The 24,282-nt window shown below is 36.9% G+C and carries 23 protein-coding genes and 2 pseudogenes; 13 read left to right on the top strand and 12 right to left on the bottom strand.

The genetic code is table 11. The features are described 5' to 3' along the window. Positions 1-212: 212 nt before the first annotated feature. The 6 genes and pseudogenes from ACJ5H0_RS16445 to ACJ5H0_RS16420 all read left to right on the top strand — a co-directional run bounded on the left by ACJ5H0_RS16445 (position 213) and on the right by ACJ5H0_RS16420 (position 4,097). Positions 213-572 (top strand): hypothetical protein, encoded by a 360-nt coding sequence (locus ACJ5H0_RS16445; protein ID WP_411250606.1) that lies wholly within the window; start codon positions 213-215, stop codon positions 570-572. Positions 573-991: 419 nt separating this feature from the next. Continuing rightward, a complete protein-coding gene (locus ACJ5H0_RS16440; RefSeq protein WP_273650958.1) occupies positions 992-1,147 on the top strand; it encodes a hypothetical protein in 156 nt (51 codons plus the stop codon). 180 nt (positions 1,148-1,327) lie between these two features. After that, positions 1,328-2,062, top strand: coding sequence for a DEAD/DEAH box helicase (locus tag ACJ5H0_RS16435; protein ID WP_273650957.1), 735 nt, complete (start codon positions 1,328-1,330; stop codon positions 2,060-2,062). A gap of 12 nt (positions 2,063-2,074) precedes the next feature. Further along, a pseudogene (locus ACJ5H0_RS16430) lies at positions 2,075-2,505 on the top strand (cold shock domain-containing protein). 31 nt (positions 2,506-2,536) lie between these two features. Continuing rightward, entirely contained in the window at positions 2,537-2,731 is a 195-nt protein-coding gene (locus ACJ5H0_RS16425) for a cold-shock protein (protein WP_089029390.1), read from the top strand. Positions 2,732-2,966: 235 nt separating this feature from the next. Beyond that, on the top strand, positions 2,967-4,097 hold the full coding sequence (locus ACJ5H0_RS16420) for an MBL fold metallo-hydrolase (protein ID WP_411250601.1): 1,131 nt from the start codon (positions 2,967-2,969) through the stop codon (positions 4,095-4,097). 185 nt (positions 4,098-4,282) lie between these two features. On the opposite strand, the gene ACJ5H0_RS16415 is transcribed toward ACJ5H0_RS16420, so the two are convergent. Both ACJ5H0_RS16415 and ACJ5H0_RS16410 read right to left on the bottom strand, forming a co-directional pair. Beyond that, positions 4,283-4,756, bottom strand: coding sequence for a hypothetical protein (locus ACJ5H0_RS16415; protein WP_411250598.1), 474 nt, complete (start codon positions 4,754-4,756; stop codon positions 4,283-4,285). Positions 4,757-4,840: 84 nt separating this feature from the next. After that, positions 4,841-5,518: a TIGR02117 family protein gene (locus tag ACJ5H0_RS16410; RefSeq protein WP_273650954.1), complete on the bottom strand. Its 678-nt coding sequence runs from the start codon at positions 5,516-5,518 to the stop codon at positions 4,841-4,843. 596 nt (positions 5,519-6,114) lie between these two features. Here ACJ5H0_RS16410 and ACJ5H0_RS16405 point away from each other — a divergent pair. The 4 genes from ACJ5H0_RS16405 (at position 6,115) to ACJ5H0_RS16390 (ending at position 12,364) form a co-directional block, all read left to right on the top strand. Continuing rightward, a complete protein-coding gene (locus ACJ5H0_RS16405) occupies positions 6,115-6,543 on the top strand; it encodes a hypothetical protein (protein ID WP_411250595.1) in 429 nt (142 codons plus the stop codon). A 96-nt stretch (positions 6,544-6,639) separates the two neighbouring features. Further along, positions 6,640-7,725, top strand: a complete 1,086-nt coding sequence (locus ACJ5H0_RS16400) for an efflux RND transporter periplasmic adaptor subunit (protein ID WP_172276817.1) — start codon at positions 6,640-6,642, stop codon at positions 7,723-7,725. Between the two features lie 15 nt (positions 7,726-7,740). After that, complete coding sequence (locus ACJ5H0_RS16395) at positions 7,741-10,902, top strand: efflux RND transporter permease subunit (RefSeq protein WP_172276814.1); 3,162 nt, start codon at positions 7,741-7,743, stop codon at positions 10,900-10,902. Then, the gene (locus ACJ5H0_RS16390) at positions 10,895-12,364 is read left to right on the top strand and encodes a TolC family protein (protein ID WP_411250590.1); all 1,470 of its coding nucleotides are present in this window, start codon (positions 10,895-10,897) and stop codon (positions 12,362-12,364) included. Before ACJ5H0_RS16395 ends, ACJ5H0_RS16390 begins: the two co-directional genes overlap by 8 nt. 55 nt (positions 12,365-12,419) lie before the next feature. Here ACJ5H0_RS16390 and queG read toward each other — a convergent pair whose 3' ends face one another. Next, positions 12,420-13,367: a tRNA epoxyqueuosine(34) reductase QueG gene (gene queG, locus ACJ5H0_RS16385; RefSeq protein ID WP_306611210.1), complete on the bottom strand. Its 948-nt coding sequence runs from the start codon at positions 13,365-13,367 to the stop codon at positions 12,420-12,422. A gap of 107 nt (positions 13,368-13,474) precedes the next feature. Here queG and ACJ5H0_RS16380 point away from each other — a divergent pair, with 107 nt between their 5' ends. Next, complete coding sequence (locus ACJ5H0_RS16380; RefSeq protein WP_172276805.1) at positions 13,475-13,774, top strand: rhodanese-like domain-containing protein; 300 nt, start codon at positions 13,475-13,477, stop codon at positions 13,772-13,774. A 27-nt stretch (positions 13,775-13,801) separates the two neighbouring features. Then, a complete protein-coding gene (locus tag ACJ5H0_RS16375) occupies positions 13,802-14,419 on the top strand; it encodes an HD domain-containing protein (protein WP_411250585.1) in 618 nt (205 codons plus the stop codon). Between the two features lie 10 nt (positions 14,420-14,429). Here the strand turns inward: ACJ5H0_RS16375 and ACJ5H0_RS16370 are convergent, their stop codons facing one another. The 9 genes and pseudogenes from ACJ5H0_RS16370 to ACJ5H0_RS16330 all read right to left on the bottom strand — a co-directional run bounded on the left by ACJ5H0_RS16370 (position 14,430) and on the right by ACJ5H0_RS16330 (position 22,845). Next, positions 14,430-15,200, bottom strand: a complete 771-nt coding sequence (locus tag ACJ5H0_RS16370) for an alpha/beta fold hydrolase (protein ID WP_411250582.1) — start codon at positions 15,198-15,200, stop codon at positions 14,430-14,432. A gap of 16 nt (positions 15,201-15,216) precedes the next feature. Next, positions 15,217-16,161, bottom strand: a complete 945-nt coding sequence (locus tag ACJ5H0_RS16365) for an NAD(P)H-dependent flavin oxidoreductase (protein WP_172276796.1) — start codon at positions 16,159-16,161, stop codon at positions 15,217-15,219. A 181-nt stretch (positions 16,162-16,342) separates the two neighbouring features. Further along, positions 16,343-17,711, bottom strand: a pseudogene (locus ACJ5H0_RS16360) (peptidylprolyl isomerase). Positions 17,712-17,798: 87 nt separating this feature from the next. Beyond that, positions 17,799-18,722, bottom strand: a complete 924-nt coding sequence (locus tag ACJ5H0_RS16355) for a PfkB family carbohydrate kinase (protein ID WP_273650948.1) — start codon at positions 18,720-18,722, stop codon at positions 17,799-17,801. Between the two features lie 27 nt (positions 18,723-18,749). Further along, positions 18,750-19,307 (bottom strand): gliding motility lipoprotein GldD, encoded by a 558-nt coding sequence (gene gldD / locus ACJ5H0_RS16350; RefSeq protein ID WP_172276787.1) that lies wholly within the window; start codon positions 19,305-19,307, stop codon positions 18,750-18,752. A gap of 44 nt (positions 19,308-19,351) precedes the next feature. Beyond that, positions 19,352-20,386: an A/G-specific adenine glycosylase gene (gene mutY / locus ACJ5H0_RS16345; protein ID WP_411250577.1), complete on the bottom strand. Its 1,035-nt coding sequence runs from the start codon at positions 20,384-20,386 to the stop codon at positions 19,352-19,354. 90 nt (positions 20,387-20,476) lie between these two features. Continuing rightward, the gene (locus ACJ5H0_RS16340; RefSeq protein WP_273650945.1) at positions 20,477-20,950 is read right to left on the bottom strand and encodes a hypothetical protein; all 474 of its coding nucleotides are present in this window, start codon (positions 20,948-20,950) and stop codon (positions 20,477-20,479) included. 64 nt (positions 20,951-21,014) lie between these two features. Continuing rightward, positions 21,015-22,376, bottom strand: a complete 1,362-nt coding sequence (locus tag ACJ5H0_RS16335; protein WP_411250572.1) for a DUF5458 family protein — start codon at positions 22,374-22,376, stop codon at positions 21,015-21,017. A gap of 22 nt (positions 22,377-22,398) precedes the next feature. Then, complete coding sequence (locus tag ACJ5H0_RS16330) at positions 22,399-22,845, bottom strand: type VI secretion system contractile sheath small subunit (RefSeq protein ID WP_228456922.1); 447 nt, start codon at positions 22,843-22,845, stop codon at positions 22,399-22,401. A gap of 354 nt (positions 22,846-23,199) precedes the next feature. Between ACJ5H0_RS16330 and ACJ5H0_RS16325 the strand changes: the two genes are divergently transcribed. Then, positions 23,200-24,246: a hypothetical protein gene (locus ACJ5H0_RS16325; protein WP_172276775.1), complete on the top strand. Its 1,047-nt coding sequence runs from the start codon at positions 23,200-23,202 to the stop codon at positions 24,244-24,246. Positions 24,247-24,282 lie beyond the last annotated feature (36 nt).

The raw sequence follows: 24,282 nt of genomic DNA, 5'->3' as shown, positions 1-24,282 counted from the left end.
AACTGTACTCATACAACAGTTTAATAATCCATTAGCTTTGGGTAAAAAAAGAATCATAATGGAAATTATATCCAAATTTACCGTAGGATCAGACCAGGGAATCGATCACCTTTTTGCTGTCATGAGACCTTATATCAGAAATACCTATTCTGGAAAAGTTTCATCGGAAAAAAATTGAAGAATACCTTGCCGAAAATGTAGAATACAGGAAAATGATCAATATCCTGAATGACTTATCCACCCAGCTCATTATGGTATTTGCAGATCATGAACCCGTCGGTTATTGCCTTTTTAAAAGCGGATCATTATATCCGGAAGCAACCGAAGGGGAGAGAATGACGGAAATAATTGATTTTTCTATCCTTCCTGAATATGATCAGCCTGAAATAAGACAATCATTATGGAACAAAAGCAGATCAGCTATTACTTTTACAGATCGTATCTGGATCAGCATAACTGAAGATGATCCCATGCTCTCATTCTTCAATTCGGTTGGATTTGAATTTATAAAAACGACCACCCTGAAAGCATTTTCACTCCCCGCAAAAATATACGAACTGAAGCTGAAGTAAATAAGACTATTCCTTTCTCATATTTACATTGTTATTTTTTGGAACAGATGTGGACAATATTTTAATTTTCTTAGCTTAGAGGAGGAAAAGCAACCTCAACAAACAGATCCTGTTAGCAAATATAATGTTGCTGACAGGATCATGTAATACATTAATTAAAAAAACAACCCATTACAAAAGATTTTGACCTTATATTTACAAACAGAAGCCCGATTCTTTATGGCTAAAAGCTGTTTTTAAACAATTTTTTGAAAATCAATTAATTAAAACATCGATTATCCCTTATTTTTTCGTATCTTTGCACTTAATAAATAACCAGGCCTCTGCCTTTGCTATCTGTTACAGTTTAGAATACTTATTTTTTTCTTTCAGTTTTTGCTTTTTCAGCTGCCAAAAATTAACCCTTATTTATTTCTTGAATGAATATATATACAGGCAACTTTAAAAAACAAAGAATAGAAAAACAATTTGAAGATCCTTTTACTCCTTTAGGAGATTTACTCTCAGTAGAAATTACAAAAGAAGACCATTACGCAGGCTCCAGGGTTTACGGGCGTATAGAGGTGCTCATTTAATGTGAGGCATGCCACGCTATTGCAAACTCAGCAACGATCTTTATTTATTCAGATTATTGGTGAACAAAGCAAATGAAACAACGGGAAAAATTATTTTTTTCCGATACACCAACAATAAAATAAATATTCAATTCCTGATAAAGAATTGGTCAAAGGTCGAAGATTCGGCAAACCTTATCAATGAATTTCAAAAATTTAAATTTAATTAATCCCATTATCCGCGCCGCTACAGAGACAGGATATTCTAAACCGACAGAAATACAGGCGGATGTTATTCCGCAGATTTTGATGGGTAGAGATATTTTGGGGTTTGGACCTAAGGAACCTGGAAAAACAGCAGCATTTACCATGCCTGTTATTCAGCTGTTGAAGAAAAGCGCACCGGAACATAAAGAAATACGGACACTGGTATTAACACCGACACAAGAAATAGCGGTGGAGATTGAAGAAGATTTCAGAATTTACAGTAAATATCTTCCTTTATCCCAGTTGACCATTCATGATGGAACATCACAAGGAAATCAGCTTGCCGCTTTAAGAGTAAGAGTGGACGTTCTTATAACAACCCCTGCTGCTTTACTTGAATTAATCAATCAGAGACCTATCAGTCTTTCCAGGATTGAAATCCTGGTTTTAGATGAAGCAGATAAAATGCTCGATACGAATTTTGTGAATGATGTGAAGAAAGTTATTAAACTTCTTCCTCATAAAAGACAAACCTTACTTTTTTCTTCGGTCATATCAGACAAGGTTAAAAGATTTGCTGATCCATTGCTAAGCAACCCGGTGGAGATTAAACCTACACCTATAGAAAAAAATGCAGATCATACAGTGATACCCGTAGGAAAAAAAGAAAAAACGGACAGGCTTTATAACGCCGATCCGCTCCAGTACTTTAATATAATAACTAAATAATAAAATTAATTTATGGCAGATTCTTTCTCTAAAAAAAGAAAATTTCAAGAAAAAAAATTCAAAAACAAAAAGAAAAGGCTTTACGCCGTGAAGAACGAAAAACTAATAACAATAAAGGAAAGGGACTTGATGAAATGCTAACGTATGTGGATTCATACGGAAGACTTACTTCTACTCCACCTGAAGAGACGCAAGAAATTAACCTTGATGATATTCAGCTGGGAGCTGCTCCTATTCCTGAAGAGGAAATCCGTAAATCAGGAATTATTACTTTTTTCAGTGAAAAAGGTTATGGTTTTATTACAGAAGATAAAACAAAGGAAAATGTATTTTTCCATTCCAACAACTGTGCGGAACCCGTAAAGAAAGGAAATAAAGTATCATTTGAAAAAGAGAGATCTCCGAAAGGATTTTCTGCTATTGATATTCAACTGATCAAATAATAAATAACAACAATTTTTAATAACAATTACAATGCAAGAAGGCACAGTAAAATTTTTTAACGAAACAAAAGGTTTCGGATTTATTTCTCCAGCAGACGGAGGACAGGATATCTTTGTACACGCTTCAGGGTTAAGCACAAGAATTATTCGTGAAAACGATAAAGTAACTTTTGAAGTACAAAAAAGTGAAAAAGGATTAAACGCAGTAAACGTAAAACTTGCATAGTTTTCCAGATATTTTCCGATAAGATAATATCAAATCACACAGAAGACCCCATTTGGGGTCTTTTTTTATTTCAAATAAATCCAGATAAAGTATAATCCAAAGTCGATCGTCCTATAAATAATAAACCCATCATTACTTTATTGGGAAGTATTATCTTTATGTAATAAAAACACATCACTGATGTTCCGGGTGATCTGGACATCTAAAAACATTTTGAAGTAAAAAATCAATCACATTGAAAAGAATTGTAAAAGTATTCCGGAAAATATTGATCCTGCTGCTCCTCATTATCACTGTTCTTGGTATCGTTACCTTTTTCTATATGAGGCGGGAGGAATTCGGAGCCCTGCCGGAGGGTAAACGTCTTGAACTGATAAAAGCTTCTTCCCATTATAAAGATGGCAGATTCAGGAATATTGTGGAGAGGCCAACGCTTACTAAAGGCTATTCGATGCCGGGTGTATTATACGAAACCCTGTTTACAAAATTTCCTCACCGTAGCCCGGTAGATTCGCTACCATCCATAAAGACTAATTTAAAAGCACTGAATATTCATGATAACGCGTATGTATGGTTTGGGCATTCTTCATTTTTTCTTCAGCTCGATGGCGTAAAGATCCTTGTTGATCCTGTATTCAGTGGAAAAGCCTCCCCTATCCCTGGAAGTGTTACGGCTTATAAAGGAAGTGATATTTATACGGTAGCAGACCTGCCTGAAATCGACTATCTACTTTTATCGCATGATCATTATGATCATCTGGATTACGAAACCATAAAAGAATTGCAAAAAAAGACAAAACATGTAGTCTGTGGTTTAGGGAACGGAGCTCATTTTGAACGCTGGGGATATACACCCGATCAGATTATAGAAAAAGACTGGTACGAATCCGTAAACGTAAAGCCAGGATTTACCATATTTACGGAATCTACACATCATGATTCCGGAAGAGGATTCAGAAGCGGACAGGCATTATGGCTTTCTTTCCTGATTCAGACACCTTCTATGCAAGTGTACTACAGCGGAGACGGAGGGCGTGATGATAGATTCAAATCCATAGGCTCAAAATACGGAAAAATTGATTGGGCCATTATGGAATGCGGGCAATATAATAAAGCATGGCAATCGGTACATGAGCTTCCGGAAGAAGTTGCTTTGGGAACAAAAGAGCTGGGTGCCCAGAATTTATTACCCGTGCATAATTCTAAATTCACCCTGGCCAACCACCCCTGGAAAGAACCTTTGGAAAAAATCACTGCTCTTTCAAAGAACCAATCTTATCGATTAGCAACCCCTATGATTGGTGAATTAGTTCATTTAGACAAAACAGATCAGAAGTTTAACGAATGGTGGAAAAATGTTCAATGAGGCATCTGAAAAGCTATTCCATACAAAAATGTAATTAATTAAAGAAAATATATCATTATTTCATAACCCTTCAAATTCATTGTTTTGGAATATAATTTTATTATCTGTTCTGAAATAACTCCAATATAAATATTTAGTGTAGGTAAATTTTCAAATTATTTTTATTTTATTGAGGCCTAAAAAAGCTAAAAATAATTTTCAAAAAAGAAACTGGGATGCGGTATTGTATCTAATTTAGATTTAATCTCTGGATTGCTATTAATCCATTTCTGTAATTGGCTGCTAGTCATACTGTCATTAACCAAAATATTAGAATATAACCTATTATTATATACATTATCATTAAGATATATTACTAAGTAACTTTTATGTAATTTCTTTTCAGCTTCTCCATATTTTAGGGGATAAATATCACAGTATGATTTATATTTTTTGCCACTAACATTAAAAATATAAATAAAATTAAAGCCCGTTCCTCTTCCATATCCCTTAATATCATTAATTTTTCCAATAGTATAAATCCCTTTTTCTTTATAAGTATTTTTAAATTCCTTTCTTAAATGATTATCATAAAAAAGAATCCCTCCTAAAAAAAGGATTATTATTAGTAGGTAATGTTTTCGTAAAAATTCCAGCATTTCAGAAATTATATTTTTCATTAACAACAAAAAATTAATGTCTTCAAGAAAATCTTAAACATCAATTTCTGGATAAAATCCGATCAATCAAACACATAACTCTAATTATTTATAATGCCTGAATATTCCAAAATCTGTAGCCGTCCACAGGGCTGCTTTTTGTCCCGCAGCTTTTAGGGCATCATTTGTCCAGGTGTTACAGGTATACGTGAAATTGTAGCTTCCCTTAGCATCATAAAAGGCATCATTATCAGCATATACAGCATTTGTCGGGATGAGAATAAAATTACCATTCTTATCTCTATCGAATTTGGCTTCTACGAATTCAACTAATTTTTTATACTGGGACCTGCTGATCATAATCATTTTACAGTCTTCTCCTTCTTTCATCGTACTATAATAAGTACAGTGCATTGCAGATTCACTTAACCAGAAAGCAGCTTTGAAAGCTGTTGAAAATTTTAAATCAGCCCATGTCGGAGTGTCCAGGTAGAAACCTTTATCTCCCCATCCGATTCCTATATATTGATAATCAGTTCTCTTTGAAGTGGTATTGGAGAAAGGAACTTTTGTACTCCAGTCCTGCAGATCGTTTTTTACCTGCATTACAATATCCGTGTGTACTCCATTGGTATAAATATAAATTGGAATCTCTTTCTTTTCACCGTCATCCTTCGCTGAAACCCCGATAAACGGGACTAACAGGGCAAGAACAACATAAAGAGCAACGATCCCGAGGATGATTCCTAAAGCTTTTAAAACGATAATAAGTATTTTTTTCACAGATATGTCTTATAAGGTTACGTAAAATTAATTTTTAATTTATAACAAAAATATTTGTTTTAATCGGAAAAATCAGTACATTTAAGTATGAAATAGTCACAAATATGCGTAAAAACACTAAATCCCAAAAAAGATTTAAAATAAGAGTAAAAACAGCTCCGAAAAGAATACAAAAAAAACGTTGATTTTCTAAAAGATTTTATCTTTTTGAAAGTCAATTTTTCTTTTTAGGAAAGGCTTTTCAGAGAATTTTTATTCACAAAATCTTTGCCTCCTTAAACCGCTAAATTTAAGGAATGGTCGACTACCCTCTTTAATTTGGAACAGCAGAAATTCCAAACGAGGGTTTATCACCAAAAATTTAACGCTTAACTCCTCATACGAAACTCAATTTTTCAGTTTCTCACCACCATATCCCCTTCAATCTTCCCTTTTTTTTGGATACATTCTCATCAAGAACTTGCAATCAGGCATTTATTGTAATTATATTTTACATTTTTATCATTTTTTTAACACATTTTTAATCCCCACGTTTTGTTTCAATTTTCAAGTTTAGTTACCTTTGTCATTGGATGCGGGGAAGATTTCATCAATATTTGTTTACCTTTTTATTTGCACTACTCACTGTTTTAGGTTTGTACTCTGGTCAGATACCGGAGTATCCCGATTTTGATGTCAACTTCAATTCAAAATCCGTAAGTGATGATTCTTCGGAAAACAATATAAAACATTCTTATGCTTTTCTAAGAGACCATGAACTTCATGATCAATATGTTGTTTCACACCTGCCCTATCATAAGCTTAGAGCAAACCTTTCCGAAAGCGATAATGAAAACGATGATAATGTAGAGACATCCGGTTTTACGGGACCTCCAATCTGTTTAGGGACAGACATCGGACATCTGAAATCTGATTTCGTTACGATATTCCATAACAGACAGAGTGCTCTTTCACTTGCTAATTCAGAACATCTAAAATATTTCAATGATGACCTGTACATCCAGTACAGGGTCATCCGGCTGTGATCTTAGTATATTTTTACGGAAAATTTATAGGTTCTCATGCTGAGAGCCTGCAACCTTATTTTTTCAATTAAAAAAATTTACTATAAAATGATTATCATGGTCAAGAAAAGTCTCATGTATATAAACCTGTGCATTATTTTGCTATGCATAAGCTGTCAATCAGAGAAAAAAGAAAAAGCAGAAGCTGCGGTTTTCAATGTAACAAGCCCGCTAGTGAAAGATACTTTAATCGATAAAGATTATGTAGCGCAAATCCGATCCATTAACCATATAGAACTCCGTGCTCAGGAAAAAGGTTATATCCAGACCTTATATGTAGATGAAGGTCAATATGTAAAAAAGGGACAACTGCTATTTAAAATTATGCCCAACCTTTATGAATCTGATGTTAACAGGGCAAAGGCAGAAGCAAAATATGCTCAGATAGAATACCAGAACACTAAAAATCTTTCAGATAAAGATATTGTAGCTCCACAGGAAATGGCAATGGCTAAGGCGAAATATGAAAAAGCCCAGGCTGAGCTTTCGTCAATGAATACACACCTGAAATTTACCGAGATCAGGGCTCCTTTTAACGGAATTGTAGGCCGTCTGCATGTACGGAAAGGAAGTCTGGTAGACGAAGGCGAGCTGATCACAGAACTTTCGGATAACAGCAAGATGTGGGTATACTTCAATGTTCCGGAGGCTGAATACCTGAATCAGATGAGTGACAGAAAGGACAATGATCCTATGCATGTCCGTTTAAAAATGGCCAATGGAAAAACATTCAGCCAGGATGGTATTGTGGAAACCATCGAGTCTGATTTTGATAATGAAACAGGAAATATTGCATATAGAGCAACTTTTTCTAACCCTAAGGGTCTTCTCAGATATGGGGAAACCGGAAATATACAGATTACAGCTCCCTATGCCAACGCTATGCTGATTCCTCAGAAAGCAACTTTTGAAGAGCTGGAAAAGAAATATGTATATGTAATCAACAAAGACAACAAAGTAAAAGCACGGGAAATAAAAATTGCTGCTGAATTACCACATATTTATGTAGTGGCGTCAGGACTTGGAAAAGATGAAAGAATTCTTTTGGACGGGCTTCGAATGGTACAGGAAAATCAAAAAATTTCCACCCGCTATCAGAAGCCTGAAAAAGTGATGTCGAACCTGGATCTCTATGCTGAGTAATTAAAAAGCAGAATTATGTTTAAAAAAGTAATACACCGGCCGGTATTCGCAATCGTAATATCGGTCATCATCCTCTTTGTCGGTGGATTGGCCATTAAACAGCTTCCTACCGAACAATTTCCAAAAATCGCACCTACTACGGTTGCCGTATCCATTGCTTATCCGGGTGCGAGTGCCGATGTACTGGTGAAATCCTCATTGATTACCATTGAAAATGCCATCAATGGAGTACAGGGAATGCGTTACATCACCACCGATGCGACCAGTGCCGGAGAAGCTACGGTAAACGTTGTTTTTGATCCCGGAACAGATCCCAATGCTGCCGTTGTTCTTGTAAAAACGAGAGTAGACCAGGTGATGCCCCTTTTACCTGAACTCGTACAGAAAGAGGGGGTTGTAGTAAATCCCATTCAGCCCAGTATGTTGATGTATGTCAATTTATACAGCACCAACAAGAGCATGGATGAAAAATTCCTTTACAACTATGCAACCGTAAACATCATTCCTGAAATCAACCGTATTCACGGTATTGCAAAATCACAGATCCTGGGAAGCCGAAGATATGCAATGCGAATCTGGCTGAATCCCGATCGTATGCGTGCTTATTCTATTTCTGTGGATGAGGTAATGAAGGCTATTGGTGAGCAAAGCATCATCGGGCGTCCCGGAAGAATCGGTCAGAGCTCAGGAATTGCAGCGCAGTCCCTTGAATATGTTCTTACCTATAAAGGACAATATAACAAACCTGAAGAGTATGAGAACATCATTGTCCGTTCCAATGCTGAGGGGGAAAATATTAAGCTTAAAGACGTAGCTAAGGTAGAACTGGGAAGCGAATTCTTTGATATTTATTCCAATCTCGACGGACATCCTTCTGCTTCTATAGTCCTGAAGCAGAATTATGGAAGTAACGCGAATGACGTAATAAAAGATGTGAAAGCAAAGCTTGAGGAAATGAAAGGTAGCTTCCCACCAGGAGTAGATTACAAGATCAGCTATGACGTATCCCAGTTTCTGGATGCTTCCATCGAACAGGTGGTCCACACATTGAGGGATGCCTTTATTCTTGTAGCCATTGTAGTTTTCATCTTCCTTGGAGACTGGAGGTCAACATTGATCCCAATCATTGCCGTTCCCGTCTCTTTAGTAGGAACGTTCTTTGTTATTCAGCTTTTTGGCCTATCCATAAATCTGGTAACCTTATTTGCCCTTGTTCTAGCTATCGGTATCGTTGTGGATAATGCGATTGTGGTTATTGAGGCTGTACACGCCAAGATGGAAGAAAGCAACATTTCACCTTATAAAGCTGTGAAAGAAGTAATGGCTGAAATTGCAGGCGCTATTATCGCAATTACTGCTGTAATGGTTGCAGTATTTGTCCCTATTTCATTTATGACAGGGCCGGTAGGAACCTTTTATCGTCAGTTTTCAATTACCATGGCGAGTTCCATCGTGATTTCTGCTGTAGTTGCCCTTACATTAACGCCTGTTTTAGCGGCAATGCTGCTGAAAAACAATCATGGAAAACCTAAAAAAGCCAATCTCTTTACAAAATCACTGGATGCATTTAATAAAGGTTTTGATAAAGTAACCGGTAAGTATGCATTGCTTCTGAGAAAAATCGTTAACAGAAAAGTGGTAACCTGGGGAATCCTGATTTTATTTTCAGCCGGAATTTTTATCATCAACAAAACACTTCCGGGAGGCTTCATCCCCAATGAAGACCAGGGGACGATTTATGCCATTATTCAGACACCTCCGGGTTCTACATTGGAACAGACCAATAAGGTTTCCAGAGCATTACAGAAGATCTGTCAGGGTGTGGACGGTGTAGAATCCGTATCCTCACTGGCGGGTTACGAAATTATGACGGAAGGGCGTGGTTCTAACGCCGGAACTTGTCTGATTAACCTTAAAACCTGGAGTGCCCGTGACCATTCTGTAAAAGAAATCATGAAAGAACTTGAAGAAAAATCAAAAGATCTCGGAGCAACCATTGAGTTTTTTGAACCGCCGGCTGTTCCCGGATTTGGATCTTCAGGAGGATTTTCCATGAGACTGCTGGATCTGAACAGAACCACAGATTATCAGGATTTCGATAAGGTAAACAAGGAATTTATTGCCAACCTTAAAAAGCGCAAGGAATTAACAGGAGTATTCACCTTTTTTGCAGCCAATTATCCGCAATATGAGCTTGTTTTTGATAATAATGCCGCCATGCAGAAAGGAGTTTCTATCGGTAAGGCGATGGACAACCTGAATATCCTGATCGGAAGTACCTATGAGCAAGGATTTATCAGATTCGGGCAGTTCTTTAAAGTATATGTACAATCTTCTCCTGAATTCAGAAGACTTCCTTCGGATATCATGAAGCTCTATGTAAAGAATGACCGTGATGAAATGGTTCCTTATTCAGCATTTATGACGCTGAAAAAAACACAGGGGCCTAATGAAATTACCCGCTACAACATGTATAATTCTGCTGCGATCCGAGGGTTACCAGCTGCAGGGTACACAACTGCGGATGCAATTAATGCGATTAATGAAACAGCAATTAAAACTTTACCTCACGGATACAAAGTAGCCTGGGAAGGATTATCATATGATGAAGCACAACGCGGAAATGAAGCCATTTATGTATTCCTGGTTGTTCTTGTATTCGTATACCTCGTACTTGCGGCGCAGTATGAAAGCTTTGTCATTCCATTCGCTGTCTTATTTTCGCTTCCTGTGGGGGTATTCGGATCTTTCCTTCTCCTTAAGGCAATGGGTCTGGAAAATGACATCTATGCTCAGGTAGGACTGATCATGGTAATAGGTCTTCTGGGTAAAAATGCAGTATTAATCGTTGAGTTTGCCGTACAGCGGCGACAGTCAGGGGATTCCATATTTGAAGCAGCCGTGGAAGGTGCAAGGATCAGGTTCCGTCCGATCCTGATGACTTCTTTTGCATTTATTGCAGGTCTTGTTCCTTTAATTTTTGCAGGAGGTGCCGGAGCGATCGGAAATCACACCATTGGAGCTTCTGCATTGGGAGGAATGCTCGTGGGAACTATTTTAGGAGTCATCATTATTCCTGGCCTCTATTACATTTTTGCCAAATGGTCTGATGGCAAAAAAATGATCAAAGACGAAGATGAATCACCGCTAAGCGAAGATATGATACACTATGAATAAGAATAAAATATATCAATATGCAGGGATCGCACTGGTCCTATTAAGCCTTGCTGCCTGCAAACCTATAGAAATAGAACAGCGTGCCGAAAATAAAACAGTTCCTGAACAATACGGGACTGATGATAATAGTTCTTCCAATACAGGAAAGATCAAATGGAATGAATATTTCAGTGATCCAAATCTCCAGGCACTGATCAATGAAGCTCTTAAGAATAACCAGGAGCTGAATATTGTTCTCCAGGAAATAGAAATTTCCAAAAATGAGATCAAGGCCCGTAAGGGAGAGTATTTGCCATCAGTAGGTTTGAAAGCCGGAGCCGGTATGGATAAAGTAAGCAGATACACTAATATCGGAGCAATGGAAGCGAATACTGAAATTGAACCGGGCAGAGAAATGCCGGATCCTTTATTTGATTTTGCAGTAGGAGCCCAGGCCAAATGGGAAACCGATATCTGGGGGAAACTGCACAATGCCACAAGAGCTCAGGTACAGAGGTACCTTGCCGGTGTAGAGGGAAAGAATTTTATGACTACGAATCTTATTGCTGAAATTGCTGATTCTTACTATGAACTGCTGGCTCTGGATAATGAACTGGATATCCTACAGCAGAATATAAAGATTCAGAATGATGCTTTAGAGGTTGTAAGAGATCTCAAAAAATTTGCCCGTTCCAATGAACTTGCCGTACAACGTTTTCAGGCTCAGGTTTTAAAAACCCAGGGAATGCAGTACGATATCAGGCAGAAAATTGTGGAAACAGAGAATAGGATCAACTACCTTGTCGGAAGATTTCCACAGCCTGTGGAAAGAACCCGCAATACTTTTGATACCCTCGTTCCACAACCGGTATATACGGGGATTCCTTCAGAGCTACTGGAAAACAGACCTGACATTAAACAGGCTGAATATGAGCTTGCTGCATCAAAGCTGGATATAAAATCAGCAAAAGCAAGGTTTTATCCTTCTCTTGATATTGCTGCGGGAGTAGGATTTCAGGCTTTTAACCCTCTGTACATTGTCAAGCCTCAGTCCTTTCTGTATTCTCTTGCAGGAGAGCTTACTGCCCCACTGATCAATAGAAATGCAATAAAGGCAGCTTATTATAATGCCAATGCAAAACAGGTGCAGGCTGTTTACCATTATGAGCAAACTATACTGGGTGCTTATATTGAGGTAGCCAACCAATTATCAAAGATTCATAATCTGGAAAATAGTTTTGATATTAAAAATCAGGAAGTAAATGCCTTAACAAAGTCCATTGATATTTCCAATGATCTTTTTAAATATGCCCGTGCAGATTATATGGAAGTTCTCCTAACCCAACGGGATGCTCTTGAATCCAAGTTTGAACTTGTTGAAAAGAAAATGAATCAGTTAAAAGCAAGTGTTGCCATTTACAGGGCACTTGGTGGCGGATGGGATCAGAATCCTGTTGCACCCCCCGATATTATTAAAAAATAATATATACCAATTTAATTTTTTCTTAGGGAAGCTTACCGAAAGGTAGGCTTCTTTTTTAAGATTCAGGATCACTACCGTTTTCCAAAAACTCAATATTTCTTTTCAGGCCTGCATATTTTGTTCTTTTTACAGGCGATTTCCTGAAGATTTCAGAGAATAATTCCTGCGTAAGCTCTTTCCATTCACCTTTTTTAAAATTTTTCAGGCTATCGTTAGGCTTGAATTTGCTCTGCATGTTCGGAGCTGAAAACCGGTTCCAAGGGCAAACATCCTGACAGATATCACAGCCAAACATCCAATCCTGCATTTTATCCCTGAAATAATCGGGAATCTCACTTTTCAATTCAATGGTAGCATATGAAATACATTTGCTTCCATCAACGATTTTATCCGAGATGATAGCATCTGTAGGACAAGCATCGATACATTTTCTGCAGGTACCGCAATGGTTGGTGGTTTCGTGATCTGCAATCAGCTCAAGATCGCAAATGATCTCCGCTAAAAAATAAAAGGAGCCGTTTTGTTTCGTGATCAGATTGGCATTTTTCCCTACCCATCCAATTCCGGATTTCCTAGCCCAGCTTCTTTCAAGTACGGGAGCAGAATCTACAAAAACCCTGAATCCGAATTCCCCGATCTCCTCCTGCAGCTCAGTCACCATTTCACGAAGAATTTCCTTAATTACCTCGTGATAATCTTCGGCGTATGCATACTTTGAGATCTTGTAGTTTTCCAGCGTGGAAAGCTTCTCTTCAGGGAAATAGTTATAGGATAATGAAATCACTGACTTCGAGCCTTCTACCAGTAATCGGGGATCTAATCTTTTATCAAAATGGTTTTCCATGTATTTCATTTCCCCATGGAAGTTATTCTTTAACCATTTCTCCAGATGACGGGCATCTTCTTCGAGGAAATCGGCTTTGGAGATACCACAATTCTGAAATCCAAAACGTTGTGCCTTGGACTTTATCAGTTCAGAATATTTTTCAGCAGTTGAATTCATGATTTCCCATTGCAAAACTAAGATTATTTTATAAATTTGTTGGAGTTTGGGTGTGTGAAATATTTCAGACAGCCATTTTATACTTTTAACACTAAATATTTACAATTATGTCATTAGCAGATGTATTAAAATCCGGAAATTATCAATTAATAGATGTTCGCGAACCAATGGAACTGGAAATGGATGGTAATATAGAAGGAGCTCAAAATATTCCATTAGGTGAAGTTGAAGATAGAAAAGAAGAAATTCTATCGATAGAAAAACCAGTTGTAATTTTCTGCAGAAGTGGAAACAGAAGCGGAAAAGCGTTGGAATATTTAAATTCCCAGGGATTAAAGGACGGTTATAACGGCGGTGGCTGGGCAGACCTGAAAGCAACAATCGAAGCAAATCAAGGAACTTTTTAAGTTCCTTTTTTTATCCCTTTTAATAATATGAATCTGAAAGAAAGATTAGCTCAGAATCTCCTTCCTTACACACAGGACCAGTATCTCATTAATAAATTGTGGCAGGAAATAGAGATCCAATACTCCCAAAAAGGAAGATTTTATCACAATCTGGAACATCTGACTGCTTTATTTTCGGAGCTGGAAAAGGTAAAAAGTGATATTTCAGATTTTCAGGTGATAAGTTTTGCAGTATTTTATCACGATATTATTTATGATGCTTCCTCAAAAGCTAATGAGAAAAAAAGTGCTGAATTGGCGAAAATAAGGCTTAGTGAAATTAAGGTAGATAAAAGGTCCATAGATAATATCTTTCATCAGATTCTGGCGACTCAACTGCATCAAAAATCCCCAGATAATGACACCAACTATCTTTTAGACGCTGACTTATCGATTTTAGGACAAGACCCTCAAACCTATCTGGAATATACTAAAATGATCAGAAGAGAATACTCTATCTATCCTGACTTTCTATATAAACCTGGCAGAAGAAAAGTACTTCTGCATTTTCTGGAGTCGGATTATATTTTTAAAACTGACTATTTTAAGAATAAATATGAACATCAGGCCAGAAAAAATATAGAGTATGAATTAACAAATTTATAGACCAACCTTATTAAATGTGTTTCTCTATGAACTCTTTCGCCTTCTCCAATATAATATCAGGTACTTCTTTGTGTGGTGTATGTCCTACTCCTTGTATAATGTATTTCTCTGAGAATCCGCTCACCTGTCCTACTGTTTTTTCTACCTGATCTAAAGTTCCATATTCATCAGCATCTCCCTGAATAAATAGTAATGGACATATAATATCTTTCAATATATACTCGATGTTCCAATTTCTGTATCCCTCCCGAGTCCAGGTTTCTGTCCAGGCCTTGAAAAGCATTTCTACTTTATCTCCATGGTATTTTTGCAGGCGCTCAGGAAGATTCGTAGTTTTATAAGCTTCCCATGCATCGTACACTCCTTTCAGCGTAACATCTTCAACGAAAATATGTCCTGCTTCACAAATAACGGCTTTTATTCTTTCGGGATATTTACCGGCAGTGATCAGAGCTATGGTTCCTCCGTCACTGTGCCCGAATAAAATAGCATCTTTGATGTTAAGCTCCTGCAACAACTCATTCAGAAGATCTGCTTCCAGCTCCATATAATTATCGGGTCTTTCGTATGTAAGCATCGGACCTGATTTACCATATCCTAAACGATCATAAACCAGAACATTACATTGGGAAGCTTCGGAAAGTTTTTGAGGAAAATCCCTCCATAATTGGGTACATCCAAGGGAGTCGTGAAGAAAAACCAATGTAGGCCTGTTGCCCCGTGAATTATCGTATTCTATATAAAGATTTTTTATTTGGGGTTTTGCTAAATTAACCGACATTCAAGTTATTGCTTCATTAAAATTTAGGCATTTTTACCTCTTCAAATTCGTTCAGAAGGTTAGCAAAAACAGTTTCAACAGGTAGGATGTCATTGATCAATGCAGACACTTGTCCTATTTCCAGTTCTCCATCTTCCAGATCTCCTTCGAACATCCCCTTTTTTGCTCTTGCCCTACCCAAAGACGCCGCTAAAGCTTCCGCATCTCTCCCGGACTGATAAATATTTTCTAGCTCATTGAAGAATTTATTTTTAACCATCCTTACCGGAGCCAGTTCTTTTAAGGTAAGATGAGTATCTCCTTCATTCAGCTCTGTAATTTTCTTTTTCCAGTTTTCGTGGGCACTGGCTTCATGGGTTGCCGCAAACCGGGACCCTATTTGTACACCATCTGCTCCCAAAATCATAGCCGCTTTTATCTGAGAACCTAAAGCAATTCCTCCAGCTGCAATTAAGGGCTTAGAAATGTGTTGCTTTACATTAGGGATAAGGCAGAAGGTCGTAGTTTCATCCCTCCCGTTATGTCCTCCTGCTTCAAAGCCTTCCGCTACCACAGCATCTACTCCCGCATCTTCACATTTAATGGCAAATTTTGTAGACGAAACAACATGAGCCACCTTAATACCTTCTTTCTGTAAAGTTTCTGTATAGGTTTTAGGATTTCCTGCTGAGGTAAAAACAATCTTCACTCCCTCTTCCAAAATGATTTGAATAATTTCCTCGATATTAGGATAAAGCATAGGTACATTTACGCCAAAAGGCTTGTCTGTAGCTGCTTTGCATTTCTGAATATTCTCTCTTAAAATATCGGGGTACATACTTCCTGCACCGATTAATCCCAGCCCTCCGCAATTGGAAACTGCTGAAGCAAGTCTCCATCCGGAATGCCATATCATTCCTGCCTGAATGATCGGATATTTTATATCAAAAAGTCTGGTAATCCTGTTTTGTTCTGATTCCATCCCATAAATTTTTTTAGCCGCACTAAAATCTATAAAATTACTCATGCTGTAAAAATACTAAAAAACAAAAATTTCATCCCTTTCTATTTGAAGAATATTCAGATAAATTTTCTTTTTAATTTTAATTATCCCGGATGCCATCTATAAAAAAAAACCTTCAGATGATCTGAAGGTTTTTCTATTATTTCTTTAAAGCCTCTTTTTTCCAGTTTCCTTTAAACTTGCAGGAATCATAACGGCTGTCTATCGATATAAATGTTGTTGGTAATTTGGAATTCACAAATTTTTCAACCATTTCATTTCGCTTCTTATTAAGTGCCATTTGCTTTATTCTGTCATAATCGGTTTCCAGAGTGATCTGGTGAGAAGGAATCACATCTTCGATCTTCACAATTTTCACTACTTTTCTTTTTCTCTCGTCTTCATCATCAAAAGCACTGGTAATATCATCCTTATTAAGACCTGCCAATTCATAGCTGATAGTTCCCGGAATAGTTTCTCTTTCGATCTTATTAGAACCATCAGATCCGGAAATTACCCCACCATTGAATTTTGTTCTTTTATCATCTGAATATTTAAAGGCAGCATCTTTAAATGTAATTTTCCCTTCTGTAATCAGGGTTTTAATACTGTCTAATTTCTTTTTAGCTGTTTTAATTTCGTCTTCAGTAGGAGTAGCCATCAAAAGGATATGTCTTGCATCATATATCTTTCCTGATTTTTTCACCAATTGAATGATATGGTACCCAAATTCTGATTCTACAGGGTCTGAAATTTCCCCTTCCTGAAGGTTTAGTGCAGCCGCCTCGAATGGTTTTACCATCTGTCCTTTAGAGATATTTTTCATTAAACCTCCAGTAGATGCAGAACCCGGATCCTCAGAATAGATTCTCGCCTGACTTTCAAATGATTCTCCACCTGCAATATCCTGTTTAATCTTTTTTTAACTTATTGATCAGCTCATCTTTATGGGCTTCCGTAAGTTTAGGATACATCATGATCTGCGCTAAAGTTACTTCATCTTTGATTTCAGGTAACTGAGCTTTATACATATTATAAAAATCGGTTACTTCATTTGGCGTAACATCGGCCTTATCAGTAACTCTCTGATATTTTGCCTGCCCGTAATAGGTATCCGTGTCTATCTTTTCGATAGCATTCTTCATTTCGTAAGCAGTTCTGAACTTGTAGGCAGCTAACATTGCTTTTTCATCAGGAAATTGGGAAAGTAACTGGCTGTACTTTGCATTAGCCTGAGTTTTAATAGCAGCCGATCTGTTTTCAATCAAGGTATCCTTTTTTGCTTCGAATACAAGAAGTTTATTGTTGATCAGATTCTCCAAAAACTCACACTTATCTGTGTTGGAAGCGCCCTGCTGTTTTGCATAATTCATCTGTTCATTAACGTCAGACTCTAACACAATTTCATCTCCGATTACAGCAGCAATACCATCCACCAGGTCCCCTTGTTTTAACTGGGCCTTCATGTTAGTAGCAAACAGCATCACAAAAACTCCAAAAAGAAAAGTGATCTTTAGTTTATTTATCATTTTAGTATTTTAAACAAGTTGCAAATTTAGAATTCTTAACGAATTACACTAAATTTTTTATTATAAATATTTCTTAAAAACATCTATTTATTGTAGTTCAACGTCAAATGTTGTTAATTCTTTGAATTGTCTCAGTCTGCTGAACATATCCGATTCACTTACTTCTTCAATTCTTTCGGTCCCGAACTTCTCTACAGTAAATGAGGCCATTGCTGAACCAACGATCAATGCTGATTTCATCGTTTCAAAATCGATCTTCTGTTTCTTGGCTAAATATGCAGCAAAACCACCTGCAAAAGTATCTCCCGCTCCGGTCGGATCAAAAACATCTTCTAACGGAAGGGCCGGAATAGCGAACACCTGAGTTTCATTGAACAGTAATGCTCCGTGTTCCCCTTTCTTAATGATCACATATTTAGGTCCCATTTTAAGGATCTTTTTTGCCGCTTTTACTAAAGAGTATTCTCCTGAAAGCTGTCTGGCTTCTTCGTCATTGATGGTAATCACATCTGTTTTGGCGATCATATCCATTAAAATATCCATCGCAGTATCCATCCAGAAATTCATGGTATCCAGGACAACAAGCTTTGGACGTTCATTCATTTTTTCCAGAACGGACAGCTGTACCCCCGGATGAAGGTTTCCTAACAACAAAATCTCTGCATCCTGCATAGAATCCGGAATTTTCGGATCAAAATTTTCCAGAACATTTACTTCTGTAGCTAAGGTATCTCTTGTATTTAAATCATTATGATACTTTCCTGACCAGAAAAATGTTTTTCCTTCTTTCACGATCTCAATTCCTTCGATATTTACATCCCTGTCGGTAAACATATCAAGATGCTCTTGTGGAAAATCCCCTCCAACAACAGAAACAATCCCTGATTTTACGCCTAAGATAGATGAAGTGATCCCGATATAAGTAGCGGCACCTCCCAAAATTTTATCTGTCTTACCAAACGGTGTTTCAATTGCATCAAATGCAACACTTCCAACAACTAAAAGTTTCATATATTTTTCAATGTATTTTAAACTGATTTATTTTTTCCATTCGAAAGTATCCAGCAGATGCTTCATATCATTTTTGATATAATTTACTGCAGGAGCCAATGAATCCGGTTTCGGTCTTGTATTAAAGTATAGGTAAGCAGTTACAAAGTGTTTTGTACTGTCTGTAATGTAAAATTGAAGATTGGAAGCACTCTGCCCCTTTAATTCGTAAAAATTCCCGTAGACTTTCTTTTCGGGATATTCAAAAGACTTAGTGTCAATGGCACTGGCCTTAATGGTGTGCTCATACACCATCTTTTCAGCTTCTTTGATATGATCGGCAAAATCATTCTGAATCGGATAATAGGTAACAAAAACCTTAGCCTTCATTTTAGGATAATTCAGATAGTACCAGCAAGGCCTTTTAGCATTTGTGATCATTGCAAAATCCGAGTATTCAAAACTATAAGCACAGTTAGGATCAAATTTTTGATATTTTGGTGTGGGATATTCCAAACGCAATTCTCCGTATGGTTTTGGGATTGGATCTTTTCCACATGAAATTAAAAGCAATGAAGCAAATATAAAAATGACTTTTTTAATCATTTTGCAAAAGTACAAATTAGATTTCAGATTTAGGAAGACAAATTTCAGTCTTTCAACGAGTTTTGGATATAGCTTTCCAGAGGCTTGGGAAAAGATTTATTCTGTGATCCCCGGTAGTCCGTTATCATATATTGATTATTTACTGTAAAATCCTCCCAGATAGCTTTTGAAGGGATTTCAACATTATAAATATCTATGGTAAGATTCTTATGGGTGAGCTTATGTTGAACTGTTTTAAGGGTTTTTATAAATATCTTGAAATCCTCAGGAAGAGAGGACGGAAATTCAAAAAGTTTCTTCCAGATAAAATCATCTTTTCTTTGTTGGATCACAAATTGGCCTTTGTAATGAATAAAATAATACTGCAGATGAAGGTCTTCTGTTTTTACTTTTTTTGTTTTAACCGGAAACTCTGAAACCTTGTTCACAGCAAAAGCCAGGCAATCATCTTTTAACGGACATTTTTCGCACAGAGGATTTTTGGGCTTACAGATTTCAGATCCCAGATCCATCATTGCCTGATTAAAATCTCCGACATTCTCCGGCATAACTAATGTTGCCAACTGAGAAAAATAAGCAAAGGCCTTTGAACCGGAAATATCAAAATCATCTGCGAAAACACGACTTAATACCCTGTAGAAATTCCCATCAACGGCAGGCATGCGTCCGTTAAAACAAATGCTCGAAACTGCGGCTGCAGTATACTTCCCCACTCCTTTTAGCTGTAATATATCCTCATACCGGGCAGGAAAAACACCATCAAAATCTGTCATGATCTGTTGAGCTGCCTTATGGATATTGATTGCTCTGGAATAATACCCCAAGCCTTTCCAGTGAAGCAAGACCTCATCTTCTTCTGCTGACGCCAGGGATTTCACATCCGGAAATCGCCTTATAAAATTATTATAATGGTTAAGCCCCTGAGCAATTCTGGTTTGCTGAAAAACAATTTCGCAGATCCATATTTTATATGGATCTTTTGTTTTTCTGAACGGTAAATCTCTGGCATTTTCCTTGTACCATCCCAACAGCTTGTTTCCGACGTGAAGAAAGTCCGAACCCTTAAAATTCTTTTCCAAAAAGTGACTCTGTTTAAATAATTCAACCTGCCTTTTACATCATTTCACAAATAGGATAGGAAATCAATCAAAGCAATTGCAAAGATAGAACTATTTACTTTCTGTACCTACGGTATATACCGGAGCGGATTTCAGCCATTGATACTTAAGCTTTTTCTCTTCTGCAATAAAACGGTATCCGTTAAGTTTTTTCAGAAAAACATACATGGAATCTTTTTTAAGCTTTAGCCTCTGGTTGGATAGAAACTGGAACGGATAGGTGACCACAGAGTCCCTTGTCGTTTTTTCTATTTCACCGGAAGTAAGTCTGTAAATAAAAATAGGTCTCCCGCGACCGGATGAGCTGTCTACGAGCTTTATATCTGAACTGACAAGAACCATATCACTGCCGTCGATACATTCTTCTTTATTCATAATATAAGCTTTCCCTTCCTGTCTCTCATCTTCAAAAAGATCTTTTTTATAGTAATTCGGGCTTTGATATTTCTTCTCACAACCTATAAAAAGCATCAGGAAAACGGGTATGCAATAGGCAAACCTGGATGTAAACATATTAATTTTCATATAAATTTGGTAGAAAAAAACCGATGTAAAATTGCATCGGTTTTTATTATTTGGTAAGGATATATTAGTCCTGAGTATATTGAGACTCCCATTCGTTACCATCATCCCCTTTATGTCCGTCCAATTTAATAACGAAACTCTTTGTTGGGAAATAAGGCGTTAAACGGATATCAAGCCATACCCTGTCTTTATTTACTTTATCCTGTTCGAAACGAACGATCTTGAATTTTTCAATCAGTTTATCCGGACCTTTGATACCATCAAGGAAGGTTACAATCTGTCTTCTCAGATCATCTTCATTTTTAGCGGTCCAGTTTTCAAATGCTCTTCTGTTAAGGAAATCCAGCAAAACTTTGGTTACGTAATCGAATACACGAACTACGGAATAGGTCTGAAGACCGATATTATCTCCTGTAAACAACGTTTTTGCAGAGAAGGCCATGATCTTGCCATATTCATTAACCATTGGGACCAATCCCATTTTTTCCAACTGAGAAATTTCACTTTTCTTCAATTCGAATTTTACGGCATCTACTTCGTTGATATTACCATGTTTCTTACCGGCCGCTACCTGAGACATTAATGTTTTGTGTATTTTACCGGCCAATGAAGTAGAAGGTGGAAGTTCCACATTTTCTTCTTCACCCACTTCTTCAGCTCTTCCACGTCCTACAAGCCAGTTGCAGGTCATGATTACATTACTTCTGTGAAGTTCTCCACCGGTAAGGTTCGCAGAATGAAATAAATCCACCACGTCATCCGGTTTGTCAAGATTAGCAAAATCGGTAACCAACATTACTTTGTTCTCATTACAGATCTTTGCCCATTTTTCGACTACTTTATTTGATCCTAAATAACCAGGAATGGCTAAAAGGGAATAATTGTCTCTAAGATCCAGACGATCATAATAACTCTTGAATTCTTCAGCAATAGCATCGATGAAAAGCGGATTATCAAGATCCGATAGTTGATCTAAGCTTGCATTCACAATACTTACATTATCAACCTTATCAAGTTCGGTATTTTTATAGAACTGGGCTACTGTACGATAAGAGGTTTCTAACTGACGAACCGTATCCAGAGTGTTCTTTAAATTTGTTTTTAAACTATTTTCTGCCTGTTGTGCTTTATTTTTGCACACTTCTGCCATTTTATCTGCAGATTCGTTCCCTTCCAGAAGGCTTACCCAAAGATTAATCTTCTGTAGCAATTCTTTTCTTTCATCTCCTTTATTATTATCGGTGAGGAATATTTCTTTTCTTGCTTTTCTGGTAGGATTCATGTTGGCGATGCCGTCAACAACAGATTCTACAAAACCGAAACCACCAATTTTATTGAGTTCGGAAAGGGGATTACCTTTCGGTTGTCCCGAATGTTGCTGCTGGCCTTGTTGTTGGCTTTCAGCTGCCTGTAATTTACTATCCATGATTTAATGTAAAGTCTTTAGGTTATTTTTCAAGTTCTTGTGCCACTTCTTTCAACACTTCCACAAATGCAGCTCTTGTCTGCTCATTTTCCAGCATACTGCGCAGAACCTTATTGGTTTTTAGCTGGCGGACAATTTTATTATATTGTTCCTGTTCCATACTAAGTTGCTGTAAATAATCTGATTTTTGCGTAAGGCTTTTAGGAGTGAAGTCTCCCAGATTTTGAAAACGGAATTCTTCATTGATTACACTACCATCTTCCGTTTCATGTTGTACACTTATCGAAGGTTGAAAATGTTTGAAGACGTCATCCACAGTCTTTAATCCTGTTACAATTTCAGGGGTATAAGATTCATCGGTAGTAAGCTGGCTTACAATTAATGACTTATTCTCTTGGATTTCCTGAATAGCTTCATTAGCGTCTACTTTTATCTCGTTTCCGCCAACACCATAATTAAACATTGCCATATTATTATTATTTTGAGATTTTTGATTTTGGTTAGAACCGGCTTTACCCGACGAATCGAATAAGTCGCCAATCCAATGTTTAAATTTAAAAAAAAAACTCCAACATACAAAATTTTGTTAAGATTTTTCTTACATTATTTAATCCTATTTGGTCTGTGACACTTAAATATGTCATTTTCACCTCACTAAACTATGAAAAATAAATAAAAATAAGCTATAAAGAGGTAAAATAAAATCCTGGTGTACTTTGCCCTTATGCAAAGATGTTAAATCCCGGACAAAATAAAAATTCTTCTTATATCTGAAAAAAATACTGAAAAAATATTCTTTATATTTAAACAAAGAAACAGAATTATGAAAGATGTAAAGATAGCGTTTAGAAAACCAATATTTCCTGTTTCAGAAGCATTACAGCAATATCTGAAAAAACACAACAGAATAACCAAGATTCATTTTCTGTATGAAGACCTCCTGAGATTTAGTGACAGCGTAAGTATTCTGGATAATGATGGTAAAGATACTTTGTGGCTTGGGGTATTGTATTCTGAACATGAGTTTAAAGAAATAGAAGCTAATCTAAACAAGATCTATACTCTTCTTCATTCTGACGGAGATGAGGCTACTTTACCCTACCTGAAAGTGGATACAATCGACTTTTGCACCTTCGGAAATTCTAAACCTTTTCGAATCCGGGTGAGAAATATTCTGAACGACAATTACACTAACTTTTATATTAAGCAGGCAGATGCTTCCCGTATTTATGGACTGGAGCTTGAGGATCTGCTTTCTCCTAATCGAATTAACTTTCTGATTTACAAAAACACTTTAATAGAAGAGCATATTTTAGGAATTCCCGGTGATGTTTTTATTAAGAAGCACTTACCCAATTGTACGGAGCCCGAAAAAGCTCAGATCTCCAAGGAATTTGTAAAATTCAATGAACGCTGTCTTATAGGACTCCTTGGTGACATGCGCTCTTATAACTATGTCATTATTCCAATACATGATTTTGACCAGGTTATTTACAGAATCCGCCCCATTGACTTTGACCAACAAACTTATGAAGGAAATCTGAAGGTATACCTCCCCCAATATTTTAAAGAAAACAGTCAAATGGTCAATATGGTACTGGAAAAACTGAAACCCAGTTCCATAGAACAGTACCGTAAAGAAGTACGTTCACAAATTGTAAAAAGGGTAACGAGCAGTAAAAACAGATTTGATGAACTCATTTCTATTATGAAAAAAGAAGATCTCGCACCGGAAGCCAATGTTACAGAACTAAAGACAGCTTTGCAAAAACTCACTTACGATGTAAATTTCAAATATTGTAAAACCATGGGAGACATTATAGAAACCGGAATAAAGTTTGTGATCCGGAATTATAAAAATGCATATTAAAAGAAAATCCGTCCCCACTAATGTGAGAGACGGATT

Origin of the sequence: Chryseobacterium proteolyticum (assembly GCF_046591535.1) — a bacterium.
Taxonomy (GTDB): Bacteria; Bacteroidota; Bacteroidia; order Flavobacteriales; family Weeksellaceae; genus Chryseobacterium; species Chryseobacterium proteolyticum.
The sequence above is the reverse complement of the archived record's forward strand: the minus strand, read 5'-3'. Positions and strand labels throughout refer to the sequence as shown.

Coding starts and splice junctions, on each gene's coding strand:
- ACJ5H0_RS16335 (WP_411250572.1), bottom strand. CDS start 22,376: ATGGATAGTAAATTACAGGCAGCTGAAAGCCAACAACAAGGCCAGCAG.
- ACJ5H0_RS16340 (WP_273650945.1), bottom strand. CDS start 20,950: ATGAAAATTAATATGTTTACATCCAGGTTTGCCTATTGCATACCCGTT.
- queG (WP_306611210.1), bottom strand. CDS start 13,367: ATGAATTCAACTGCTGAAAAATATTCTGAACTGATAAAGTCCAAGGCA.
- ACJ5H0_RS16445 (WP_411250606.1), top strand. CDS start 213: ATGATCAATATCCTGAATGACTTATCCACCCAGCTCATTATGGTATTT.
- ACJ5H0_RS16330 (WP_228456922.1), bottom strand. CDS start 22,845: ATGGCAATGTTTAATTATGGTGTTGGCGGAAACGAGATAAAAGTAGAC.
- ACJ5H0_RS16370 (WP_411250582.1), bottom strand. CDS start 15,200: ATGTCGGTTAATTTAGCAAAACCCCAAATAAAAAATCTTTATATAGAA.
- ACJ5H0_RS16355 (WP_273650948.1), bottom strand. CDS start 18,722: ATGAAACTTTTAGTTGTTGGAAGTGTTGCATTTGATGCAATTGAAACA.
- ACJ5H0_RS16400 (WP_172276817.1), top strand. CDS start 6,640: ATGGTCAAGAAAAGTCTCATGTATATAAACCTGTGCATTATTTTGCTA.
- ACJ5H0_RS16440 (WP_273650958.1), top strand. CDS start 992: ATGAATATATATACAGGCAACTTTAAAAAACAAAGAATAGAAAAACAA.
- ACJ5H0_RS16365 (WP_172276796.1), bottom strand. CDS start 16,161: ATGGAATCAGAACAAAACAGGATTACCAGACTTTTTGATATAAAATAT.
- ACJ5H0_RS16415 (WP_411250598.1), bottom strand. CDS start 4,756: ATGAAAAATATAATTTCTGAAATGCTGGAATTTTTACGAAAACATTAC.
- ACJ5H0_RS16380 (WP_172276805.1), top strand. CDS start 13,475: ATGTCATTAGCAGATGTATTAAAATCCGGAAATTATCAATTAATAGAT.
- gldD (WP_172276787.1), bottom strand. CDS start 19,307: ATGATTAAAAAAGTCATTTTTATATTTGCTTCATTGCTTTTAATTTCA.
- ACJ5H0_RS16390 (WP_411250590.1), top strand. CDS start 10,895: ATGAATAAGAATAAAATATATCAATATGCAGGGATCGCACTGGTCCTA.
- ACJ5H0_RS16375 (WP_411250585.1), top strand. CDS start 13,802: ATGAATCTGAAAGAAAGATTAGCTCAGAATCTCCTTCCTTACACACAG.
- ACJ5H0_RS16325 (WP_172276775.1), top strand. CDS start 23,200: ATGAAAGATGTAAAGATAGCGTTTAGAAAACCAATATTTCCTGTTTCA.
- ACJ5H0_RS16425 (WP_089029390.1), top strand. CDS start 2,537: ATGCAAGAAGGCACAGTAAAATTTTTTAACGAAACAAAAGGTTTCGGA.
- ACJ5H0_RS16395 (WP_172276814.1), top strand. CDS start 7,741: ATGTTTAAAAAAGTAATACACCGGCCGGTATTCGCAATCGTAATATCG.
- ACJ5H0_RS16435 (WP_273650957.1), top strand. CDS start 1,328: ATGAATTTCAAAAATTTAAATTTAATTAATCCCATTATCCGCGCCGCT.